The 10,144-nt window shown below is 70.9% G+C and carries 10 protein-coding genes; 6 read left to right on the forward strand and 4 right to left on the reverse strand.

Annotated features, from left to right (window positions below):
- Both BCD48_RS17845 and BCD48_RS56690 read left to right on the forward strand, forming a co-directional pair.
- A partial coding sequence (locus tag BCD48_RS17845; protein ID WP_131804030.1) for an HNH endonuclease signature motif containing protein occupies positions 1–542 on the forward strand: 542 nt, incomplete at its 5' end.
- Positions 543–618: 76 nt separating this feature from the next.
- Positions 619–795: a cupin domain-containing protein gene (locus BCD48_RS56690; protein ID WP_198543292.1), complete on the forward strand. Its 177-nt coding sequence runs from the start codon at positions 619–621 to the stop codon at positions 793–795.
- A gap of 101 nt (positions 796–896) precedes the next feature.
- Here the strand turns inward: BCD48_RS56690 and BCD48_RS17850 are convergent, their stop codons facing one another.
- A complete protein-coding gene (locus tag BCD48_RS17850) occupies positions 897–2,321 on the reverse strand; it encodes an amidohydrolase family protein (RefSeq protein WP_071049564.1) in 1,425 nt (474 codons plus the stop codon).
- Between the two features lie 567 nt (positions 2,322–2,888).
- On the opposite strand from BCD48_RS17850, the gene BCD48_RS17855 reads away from it, so the two are divergent.
- The 3 genes from BCD48_RS17855 (at position 2,889) to BCD48_RS17865 (ending at position 5,779) form a co-directional block, all read left to right on the forward strand.
- A complete protein-coding gene (locus BCD48_RS17855; RefSeq protein WP_071049566.1) occupies positions 2,889–3,731 on the forward strand; it encodes an SDR family NAD(P)-dependent oxidoreductase in 843 nt (280 codons plus the stop codon).
- A complete protein-coding gene (locus BCD48_RS17860; protein ID WP_071049568.1) occupies positions 3,728–4,540 on the forward strand; it encodes an SDR family NAD(P)-dependent oxidoreductase in 813 nt (270 codons plus the stop codon). Before BCD48_RS17855 ends, BCD48_RS17860 begins: the two co-directional genes overlap by 4 nt.
- A gap of 84 nt (positions 4,541–4,624) precedes the next feature.
- Positions 4,625–5,779: an LLM class flavin-dependent oxidoreductase gene (locus BCD48_RS17865; protein WP_071049569.1), complete on the forward strand. Its 1,155-nt coding sequence runs from the start codon at positions 4,625–4,627 to the stop codon at positions 5,777–5,779.
- A 14-nt stretch (positions 5,780–5,793) separates the two neighbouring features.
- On the opposite strand, the gene BCD48_RS17870 is transcribed toward BCD48_RS17865, so the two are convergent.
- The gene (locus BCD48_RS17870) at positions 5,794–6,612 is read right to left on the reverse strand and encodes an IclR family transcriptional regulator (RefSeq protein ID WP_071049571.1); all 819 of its coding nucleotides are present in this window, start codon (positions 6,610–6,612) and stop codon (positions 5,794–5,796) included.
- A gap of 147 nt (positions 6,613–6,759) precedes the next feature.
- On the opposite strand from BCD48_RS17870, the gene BCD48_RS17875 reads away from it, so the two are divergent.
- Positions 6,760–7,701: an alpha/beta hydrolase gene (locus BCD48_RS17875; RefSeq protein ID WP_071049573.1), complete on the forward strand. Its 942-nt coding sequence runs from the start codon at positions 6,760–6,762 to the stop codon at positions 7,699–7,701.
- A gap of 103 nt (positions 7,702–7,804) precedes the next feature.
- Here BCD48_RS17875 and BCD48_RS17880 read toward each other — a convergent pair whose 3' ends face one another.
- Complete coding sequence (locus tag BCD48_RS17880) at positions 7,805–8,800, reverse strand: aldo/keto reductase (RefSeq protein WP_071049575.1); 996 nt, start codon at positions 8,798–8,800, stop codon at positions 7,805–7,807.
- Positions 8,801–8,999: 199 nt separating this feature from the next.
- Positions 9,000–10,144 (reverse strand): aldehyde dehydrogenase family protein (locus tag BCD48_RS17885; RefSeq protein WP_071049576.1); only part of this gene is annotated, 1,145 nt, incomplete at its 5' end.

Below are 10,144 nucleotides of genomic sequence, written 5' to 3' on the forward strand. Positions count from 1 at the left end.
ACCCCACCGAACTCGTCGGCCACGGACCGATCCCCGCACACGTCGGCCGGACCCTGGCCGCCGACGCACGCTGGCGCCGGGTGTTGACCGACCCCGCCACCGGAACGGTCCTCGACCTGGGGCATCGCCGCGTACCAACCCCGGCACTCGCCCGCCTGGTCCGCCACCGCGACACCCGCTGCGTCTACCCAGGATGCGCGATGCCCGCCACGGCCTGCGACCTCGACCACACCCTCGCCAGAACCACCAACGGCCACACCGCACTCGACAACCTCGGCACCCTCTGCCGCCGCCACCACGTCATGAAACACAGCCCAGGATGGCAACTCCACCAACCCGAACCAGGCACCTTCATCTGGATCACCCCCACCGGCCGAACCCACCACGTCAACACCACCACCAACAACGAAGAAGGCCACCTCCCCCACGAAGACCCACACACCTGGACCACCAACCCCGCCGCCACCACACCCGACACCCAGACCAGGACACGGAACCCGCCGGGCAGCCGGCCTCCGGCCGACAACCGTTGCCCGTTCTAGAACCCAGTGCAGACCACGCCGTCCTCACGGCGTGCCATGCGGAGAGTACTGGCTGTCCGGCCAGGGCAGGATGGGTGTGTTCGCCAGTGAGGGAGCCTGCCGCACGTTCGACTATCAGGCGGGCGAGGTCGGGTACATACCGTTCGCGGTGGACCACTACGTGGAGAACGCGGGCAGCGAGACCCTGCGGTTCCTCGAGATGTTCAAGGCGCCCGGTTCGAGGACATCAGCCTCGCCCAGTGGATGGCCCTGACACCGCCGGAGACGGTACGCGAGCACCTCCGCCTCAACGACACCGTCATGCGGTCGCTGCGCCGCGACTGGACGCCGGTCTTCCGGCCCTGAGAGGGCCTGTCACCAGAAAGCCGGGCCGGGGCGGAGACAGCGGCGGTCGCGTCCGACGCTGTCTTCCGCGCGCAGCCTGGCCAGCTGGCCGCGCAGCTGGTCATTGACCCGCGCCGCCGTCAGCTGGTCGACAAGACCGTTCCCGTCGGCGACGAGCGTTCCCCCGACGTAGACACCGACCAGGTTGCGCGGTCCGCAGGCGAGTGTGTAAGTGCCGTACGGGTCCCATACGGGCCCCGTGTCGGGCCGGGCCGGATCGACCACGAGGAAGTCCGCGTACCTGCCGACGGCCAGGCTGCCGACATCGTGGCCGACGCCGATCAGTTCGGCCGCGCCACGGGTATGCAGCGCGAGGACCTCGGCCGCGCCCAGGCACGTCGGATCGGCATGCGCGGCTCGCTGCATGTACAGGCCCGCGCGCATGTTCGCCCAGGGATCGGACAGGTCGCCGGAGGACTGGCCGTCAAGGCCCATGCCGATACGAATTCCGGCATCCCGGTAACGGGGGATGTCGGCGACGCCGGAGCCGAGGCGCCCGTTGGAGGCGGGCTGCCAGGCCATGCCGCCGCCGGCGGCGGCGGTGGCCTCGATGATCCGCTCGTCGGTATGTATGAAGTGCCCGAACACCAGGGCCGGCCCGAGTGCCCCGGCATCCTGGTACCAGCGGAACCGCGCGCGCTGGAGGCGAGCGGCATGCGCGGTCTCCAGAAAGTGGGGCTGGTTGACCAGGCCGAACTTGCTCATCACGGCGGCCTCCGCCCGCGCCGCCCACGGGCCCCCGGCCCACTGGACCGTGCCGGTGAGGGCCAGGCCGAGGTGTGAGGGGTGCCGCGCCGTGTCGGCGGCGCGCGCCATGGTCTCGTCGAGGTGTGCCCGCAGGGCGTCGTCGTCCTCCGCCTGGGCCAGCATGACGCTGTGCAGGTGCCGAATACCGGCGTCGACCTTGGCCCGCAGCTGCGCGTGCTGGTAGTCGACCGACGGGACGGCCGCCGCGACCCGTGCCGGGCCAGTCGGGCTGGACTGAAACGTGAGCCCGTTATGGCAGAAGTCGTACACCGTCGTCACGCCGTTTATCAGGCAGTCCTGCGCACCATGTCTGGCCATCCAGTAGATGGCCTCGGGCGAGGCGCCGACGGTGAACCGGCCGGTCGTCGCCAGCCAGCCGTCCAGCGCGTCGTCCGTGGCGAGGCCGCGGAGGCCGGAACTGTAGAGGTGACTGTGCGCGGAGACGAAGCCGGGCGCCACGATCCGGCCACCGACATCGAGCTGTCTCCGGTCCGCGATGCCGGCGATTCCGGCCGGAGGAGGGCCATCTCCGCGCGCGGAGATTCGGCCGTCCTTGCCGACTGTCATCCATCCTTCGAAAGGAGGTGAGCCGTCCATCGGCAGGAACAGGCCGTTCGTGACCAGCAGCCGCGGCCGCGCGTCGACCATGGTCAGATCGTATTCATGGGAACGAAGGCCGGTTTCGCCGCCGTGGGCGGGCAGCGGTCAGGGGTGCGTGTCGGGGGTTTCGACGGTGGCCAGCTCGGTCAGCCCGCTGATCCGCAGGGCGGGCGGCCTGACGTAATGATCAACATCGCTCTGGTGCGATCTGGCCGGATCCGCGGCCGCGACGACAGGCGGGTGGTGATCGACCGGCCGCGTGCCGCCGGCGGGCCGCGTGCCGCCGGCGGGCCTCGGCGGGATGGCGGTAGATCTCGGCCCGTCTGTTGACAGGTGTGGCGGGGGTCTCATAACGTAAAGAGCGAAGGATATTTCGCTATAACGAAAGATGTGCGGAGTCGCCGGAGACCGGAAACGGACCGCTGGCGATGGAGCTCGGCTTCCCGCCGCGGGTCCCCGTCTCGGAGCCCGACCCGGCGTCCATATCCAGACCACGCAATCCAGACCACGCACTCGCGGCGTTGGGCCCGAACTCGAATCGGGCCACGCGCGCCGGGCGGCCGAGTACCACGAGCTGGCCGGAGCGGCGCCTGCTCGATGCGAAGGAGTGTGAGAGTGATCGATCTGGGGCTGACCGGGAAGCGCGCCATCGTGTCCGGCGCGGGCTATATCCCCCAGCGCGCCGGGCATGGTCGGTTCACCGCGCTGAGGCTCGCCGAGGCCGGGGCGGCGGTGGCGTGCATCGACATCGACGAGGGCCGGGCGATCGGGATCGTCGAGGAGATCGAGAAGGCGGGCGGCCAGGCCCTCCCGGTCGTCGCGGACATGACGGTGCCCGCCGAGGTCGAGCGCGCGGTCGCGGAGGCCGTGCGCGGGCTCGGCGGCGGGGTGGACGTCTGCGTCGACATCATCGGCCGGGCCACCTGGAACGGCGCGGAGCGGTTCACGCCGCAGGTCTGGGACGCCACCATCCGGGAGAACCTGTCGCAGGTGTTCTACCTGTTCCAGGCCGTCGGCCGGCAGATGATCGAGCAGGGCACGGGCGGCTCGATCGTCGCACTCACCTCGGTCGACGGCATCGTGGCTGCCGGGTACCACGCGCCCTACGGCGCGGCCAAGGCCGGTGTCATCTCGCTGGCGAAGACCTTCGCCGACGAGCTGGGCCGCTACGGCATCCGGGTCAACGCCGTCGCCCCGGGCAACGTGGGCAGCGGCAACGAGGACCAGCCGGCAGGCGAGTACGCGGTGAACGGGATCAACCCGCTCGCCGCACCCCGAGCGCACGACATCGCCAACGCGGTGCTGTTCCTGTCCTCCGCGCTGGCCGAGCGCATCACCGGGCAGACACTGATCGTCGACGGCGGAGCCAGCATCCACTCGCTGTGGGGACTCAACCCCGACCAGTCCAGGCAGTTCGCCGAGGGGGACTACCTGGACGCCACCGGACAGTCGTCATGACGGGCGAGCCGCGGCCCGCGGCCCTGACCGACCTGGCCGGACGTTCGGCGATCGTGACCGGCGCCGGCAGCGGCATCGGACGCGGGATCGCGCAGATGTTCGCGGCGGCGGGCGCCGCCGTGGTCTGCGCGGACATCTCCGCCCCGGCGGCCGAGGAGACGGCCGGGCTGGTCCGCGGAAGTGGCGGCGTCGCCAAGGCCGCGACGGTGGACGTGAGCAGCCGCGCCCAGGTCGCCGACCTCGTCGCGTCGGCGGTGGCCGAGCACGGCCGCCTGGACGTGATCTGCAACAACGCCGGGATCATCATCGACGTCCCCGTGCTCGACCTCGACGAGGCCGAGCTCGACCGGGTGCTGGCCGTCAACCTGAAGGGCGTCCTGTTCGGGTGCCAGGAGGCGGGCCGGGCGATGGCCGCCGCCGGTGGCGGCAGCATCATCAACATGGCCTCGGGTGCCGTCGACGCGGCCGCGCCGGGACTGGCGGCCTACGGCATCTCCAAGGCCGGCATCGTGCAGCTCACCAAGACGCTGGCCGTCGAGCTCGGCCATGACGGCGTGCGGGTGAACGCGATCGCGCCCGGCCTGATCGAGACGAGCATGACGCGGCGCCATTACGCCCGCCCCGACGGCTCCGTCGACGAGGACAGACGCGCCGCCGTGCTCCAGCCGATGCGGAAGACGTCGCCCCTGGGCCTGATCGGGGCACCGGAGGACATCGCGTGGGCGGCGCTGTACCTCGCCTCCGACGCCGCGCGGTTCGTCACCGGCCAGATCCTGCGCCCGAACGGCGGCACCTCCATGCCCTGGTGACGGGCGAAAGAACTGCCCGCCGTCGCGCGGCCGAAGGTGACCGGGGCGGCGGAGAACTCTTCTCTTGTCGCGAAAGGAGCCGGAGTGAAACTCGACCTGTTGTACGAATTCCAACCCAAGGTCGGCCCGTACGCGGAGCCGTTCCCTCTTGGTCAGAAACGCGCTGAGCAGCAGACATACCGCGAGGCGTTAGAAGAGATCGCCTTCGCGGACAAGTTGGGGTTCCAGACCGCGTGGGTCGTGGAGCATCACTTCCGGGAGGGGCGGTCGGCGTCCCCGTGCAACGAGACGATCCTCGGGGCGCTCTCCCAGATCACCGAGAGGATCCGGCTCGGCTTCGGCGTCGTGCTGCTGCCCTCCGGGTTCCAGCACCCGGTGCGCGTGGCCGAGAAGGTCGCCACCGTCGACGTGCTCAGCGGCGGCCGGGTGGAATGGGGGTCCGGCCGCTCGACGCCCAACGAGCAGCTCGCCTTCGGTGTCCCGGCCGACGACCGCTCGCGGGATATGTGGCGGGAGGCGTTCGAGTTCGTCATCGCCGCCTGGACGAACGAGCGGCTGGCCTGGAAGTCGCCGACCATCGACTTCCCGGAGCGTTTCATCGCGCCCCGGCCGTACCAGGACCCGCATCCCCCCGCGTGGCTCGCCGCGGCCAGTGAGCAGTCCGCGTACAACGCCGGGAAGCTCGGCCTCGGGCTGCTGTCATTCGCGCTCATGCAGCCCGTCGAGAAGATGGCGGAGGCCATCGCCACCTACCGCCGGGGCCAGGCCGACTGCGAGGCGCCGCTGCCGAAGTTCAAGAACGACCGGGTGGGCGCCTACACCCTCGTCCACTGCACCGACGACCCCGACGACGCCGAGCGCTACGGGCTCTGGGACTCCGTGAAGTGGTGGTACCAGAACCTCGCCGAGTTCACCCTCGAATGGGAGCTCGCGCACCTGCCCGAAGCGGAGAAGGCACAGGTCTTCCCGTTGCTCGAGCCGACCCTCAAAGGCGACATCGACCTGCGGAAGTACACCGAGCAGGACATGATCATAATCGGGACGCCCGAGGAATGCCTGGAGAAGATCCTGCGGTACGAGGAGGCGGGCGTCGACCAGCTGCTGTGCTACACGCAGTTCGGCACGCTGCCCCACGAGAAGGTGATGCGCAACCTCGAGCTACTCGGCACGAAGGTCATCCCCGAACTGGAGAAGCGCGGGCATCGCGTCGACTACGAGGCCCTCTTCCAGGGGACCTGATCATGGATCCGATCTCAGCGGGGGAGCCGCCCGCGCGCCTGCTTGGTGACGACGGTGGCGCAGGCGCGGACCCGTTCGCCGATGTCGAGGACCTCCCGCCCGGTCAGGCCGGGAGAGAAGCCCGACGCGGTGATCGCGACGAGCACGCGGTGGTCGGCGTCGAACACCGGCGCCGACGCCATGCCCAGGTCGTACGTCCGGGTGGGCTCGACGGTCAGCAGGTCGTAGCCGTCCCGCAGGGAGGCCGACTCCTGCGGCAGGTCGCGGTTGCCCAACGCCTGCCCCAGCGCATATCCCCGCTCGCGCACGGTGGTCAGCGCGAGCCTGGCCCGGTCCGGCTCGAGCGCGGCTCGAGCGCGGCCCAGCCACGCCTCCACCTCGAGGGGATGCGCCCACGCCATGAACACGAGGCCAAGCGGCGGGACGAGCGGTACCCGCTCGCCTTCCCGGAAACCGGGGCCGTACCGGGAACCCGGCCCTCCCACGGCGACGAACACGATCTCCGTCGGCGTCGCGGCCGTCACGACCACGTCGGCGGCGAGCTCGGCGGCGAGCTTGGGGATCTGGTCGGCGGCGGCCCGGATCGCCGGATGCTGCTCGAGCGCCGCCATACCCGCGCTGACCAGCGCCGGCCCGAGCCCGTAGGTCTTGCGGGTCGGATGACGGCTGAGGTAGCCGGTCTGCTCGAGGACGGCGAGGACGGCGTGGGCGGAGCCGAGGCTGCTGCCCGTGCGCCGCGCCAGGTCGGAGATCGTGAACTGCTCACCGCGGTGCGTCACGAGAAGGTCGATGATCTTCAACGCCTTGTCGACGGCGGGGGCCGGTCTCGCCATCCCGTCCTCCCCGGAGCGTGGGCCTCCCCGGAGCGTGGGCCGCGTCGCCGATCACGCTACCTCAATGCCGGCTAGTCTTTCACTTGAGCGAAAAATATTTCGCAGTAGACCTTATCTACCCACGGCGATGCAGAGAGGCTGACCGTCATGACGGCCACCGGCCCCAACCGTGTCCCCACCGCGACGGAACGCGCCGCCTCCACTGGCAGCTGGCTGCTCCCGCCGTTACGCCCGTCCACCATGGGGACGCCGGACGACCTCGCGTCCCGGCGCGCGGCGCTCGGCGCCCTGACCCGGCCCACGCCGGACCCCGAGGTCGCGGTCCAGGACACCTGGTACGCCGGCGTGCCGTGCACGGTGTGCACGCCGCCGGAGCCGCGTGACGTCCTCGTGTACTTCCATGGTGGCGGCTACCGGCTGGGCTCGGCGGCCCAGTTCACGCGCTTCGCCGCCCGCCTGGCCGGCGCCGCCCGCGCCCGCGTGGTCGTCGTCGACTACCGGCTCGCGCCGGAACACCCATACCCGGCGGCCCTGCACGACGCGACGAAGGTCTACGAGCAGGTCCTCGCCGCGTCGGGCACGCCGCCGATCGCCGTGGGTGACTCGGCGGGCGGTGGGCTGGCGGCCGCCCTGGTGGTTGCCTGCGCCCAGGCCGGGGTCACGGCCCCGCGCGGGCTCGTCCTCATGTCCGCGTGGCTGGACCTGCGGTGCGCCGCGGCCAGTTTCCGGTCACGGTCGGCGACCGACCAGCTGTTCTCGCTCGAGGCAGCTCGGCAGGCTGCCGACCAGTACCTCCAGGGCCACGACCCCGCGGATCCGCTGGCCTCCCCGCTCGTCGCCGACGTCGCCGCGTTTCCTCCGGCGCTGCTGTTCGTGAGCGCCGACGAGGTCCTGCTCGACGACACGGTGGCCATGGCGGCGGCGCTCGCGCGGTCCAGGGTGCCGGTGACGACCGTCGTCACCCCCGGCGTGCCGCATACCTGGCCAAGCGTCGCGCCCGACCTCCCCGCGTCGACGGCCGCGCTGGACCTCGTCGCCCGGTTCGTCGATGGGCTGTCGGCAGTCGATGGGCTGTCCGCGCAGGAATGACGGCATCCGCCCGAACTGGGGCGCCAGTGAGATCCCCTCTCGGGGCGCCGACGGCAGCCGTCGGCGCCCTTCTGAGGTCGATGGTGGCGCGCCCGGCGTGCTCCTACCAGGCGAAGTGCTCGGGTGCTGTCCGGTAGCCGGGGAAGATCTCGTTCAACCGGTCGAGTGCCTTCTCGTCCAGGTGCACGTCGAGTGCCCGGACGGCGTCGTCGAGCTGCTGCCGTGTGCGCGGGCCGACGATCGGGGCGGTGACGGCGGGCTGGTGCAGCAGCCAGGCGAGCGCGACGTCACCGGGCTCGTGGCCGAGCTCCGTGGCGAAGTCCTCGTAGGCCTCGATCTGCGCGCGCTTGGCGTTGAGGGTCTGCGCGGCCCGGCCTTCGAGGCGCCGCAGGCCCTCGCGCTCCTTGCGCAGCACGCCGCCGAGCAGTCCGCTCTGCAGCGGCGACCACGGGAGGAGGCCCAGACCGTAGTGCTGGGCGGCCGGGAGGATCTCCAGCTCGATGTCGCGGGTGATCAAATTGTAGAACGGCTGCTCGCTCGACAGGCCGACCAGCCCATGCTGGGCCGCGGCGGCCTGTGCCTGGGCGATGTGCCAGCCGGCGAAGTTGCTGCTGCCGACGTAGAGGATCTTGCCGGCGGTGATGGCGACGTCGATGGCCTGCCAGATCTCGTCCCACGGAGTCGCCCGGTCGACGTGGTGGAACTGGTACAGGTCGATGTAGTCGGTCTGCAGGCGGGCCAGGCTCGCGTCGAGGGCGCGGCGGATGTTGAGCGCCGACAGCTTGCCCTCATTGGGCCACTCGCCCATGTCGCCGTAGACCTTGGTGGCGAGCACGGTGCGCTCGCGGCGACCCCCGCCCTCGGCGAACCAGCGGCCGATGATCGACTCGGTGGAGCCCACGCCGTCCCCGAGGCCGGAGACCCCGGCCGAGCGCAGACCGTAGACATTGGCGGTGTCGAAGAAGTTGATGCCGTACTCGTGCGCCGCGTCCATGATCGCGTGTGCGTCGACCTCGTTGGTCAACGGACCGAAGTTCATCGTGCCCAGGCACAGGCGGGATACGGACAGACCGGAACGGCCGAGCTGAGTGAACTGCATCCTGAGCGGAATCCTCTCTGAGGACGGGGACCGGCCGACACCGCAGTCGGGCAGCCCCCGCATGGCACCCGGCCAGTCTCCAACTTCGAGCACGCTCCAGGTCAAGCCCGAGACGTGCCCATCCAATCGGAAACGCGGACCCGGTGAAGGTCGCCGTTTCTCGCCGCGCGAAACCCGACTGGCGGGTCAGCCTGGCGGGTCAGCCGATCCAGACGGACTTCTGGTTGCAGAACTCGCGGATCCCGACGGCGCCGAGCTCGCGCCCGTAGCCGGACCTCTTCACCCCGCCGAAGGGGAGCTCCGGGTAGGAGGTCGTCATGCCGTTGATGAAGACGGCGCCGGCGGCGAGCTCGTCGGTGAAGCGGTCCTGCTCGGTCGGGTCGTTGGTCCACGCGTTGGAGCCGAGCCCGAAGGACGTGGCGTTGGCGATCTCGAGAGCGGCGTCGAGGTCCGGCACCCGGTAGAGGGTGGCCAGCGGGCCGAAGGCCTCCTCGAGGTGCAGCCGCATGGCCGGGGTGACGTCGGCGACGACTGTCGGGGGGAAGTACCAGCCCGGGCCGTCCGGCGTCTTCCCGCCGCAGAGCACGGTCGCGCCCTTGGCGATGGCGTCGGCCAGCAGCTCCTCCAGGTCGACGCGCCCCTGCTCGGTGGCGATCGGCCCGATGTCGGTGCCGTCGGTCATCGGGTCGCCGACCTTCAGCGCGGCCATCTTCTCGGTGAACAGCCGGGCGAACTCGTCGTAGGCGGCGTCGTGGACGATGAACCGCTTGGCGGCGATGCAGGACTGGCCGTTGTTCTGGCAGCGGGCCGTCACGGCGACCGTGGCGGCCCGTTCCAGGTCGGCCGAGGGCATGACGACGTAGGGGTCGCTCCCGCCGAGTTCCAGCACGGTCTTCTTGATCTCGTCGCCGCAGATGGACGCGACCGACTGGCCGGCGGGCTCGCTCCCGGTGACCGCGGCCCCGGCGACCCGGGGGTCGCGTAGCACTCCCTCGACCTGGCGGGCGCCGATCAGCAGGGTCTGGAAGGCGCCGGGCGGGAAGCCGGCTCTGGTGAACAGGTCCTCCAGGTAGAGGGCGCACTGCGGCACGTTGGAGGCGTGCTTGAGCAGGCCGACGTTGCCGGCCATGAGCGCGGGTGCGGCGAACCGGGTGACCTGCCACAGCGGGAAGTTCCATGGCATCACGGCGAGCACGACGCCGATCGGCTGGTAGCGGGCGTATGCCCGGCTGGCGCCGATGGCGGACGGGTCGTCGAGTGGCTCGTCGGCGAGGAACGCCTCGGCGTGCTCGGCGTAGAAGCGCATGCCCTTGGCGCACTTGGCGGCCTCGGCCTCGGCGGAGG

It is taken from the genome of Pseudofrankia coriaricola (assembly GCF_001854805.1).
GTDB lineage: Bacteria > Actinomycetota > Actinomycetes > Frankiales > Frankiaceae > Pseudofrankia.

Excerpts from the sequence above, each read along its gene's own strand:
- BCD48_RS17850 (WP_071049564.1), bottom strand. The coding sequence starts at position 2,321 with ATGGTCGACGCGCGGCCGCGGCTGCTGGTCACGAACGGCCTGTTCCTG.
- BCD48_RS17860 (WP_071049568.1), top strand. The coding sequence starts at position 3,728 with ATGACGGGCGAGCCGCGGCCCGCGGCCCTGACCGACCTGGCCGGACGT.
- BCD48_RS17870 (WP_071049571.1), bottom strand. The coding sequence starts at position 6,612 with ATGGCGAGACCGGCCCCCGCCGTCGACAAGGCGTTGAAGATCATCGAC.
- BCD48_RS17875 (WP_071049573.1), top strand. The coding sequence starts at position 6,760 with ATGACGGCCACCGGCCCCAACCGTGTCCCCACCGCGACGGAACGCGCC.
- BCD48_RS17880 (WP_071049575.1), bottom strand. The coding sequence starts at position 8,800 with ATGCAGTTCACTCAGCTCGGCCGTTCCGGTCTGTCCGTATCCCGCCTG.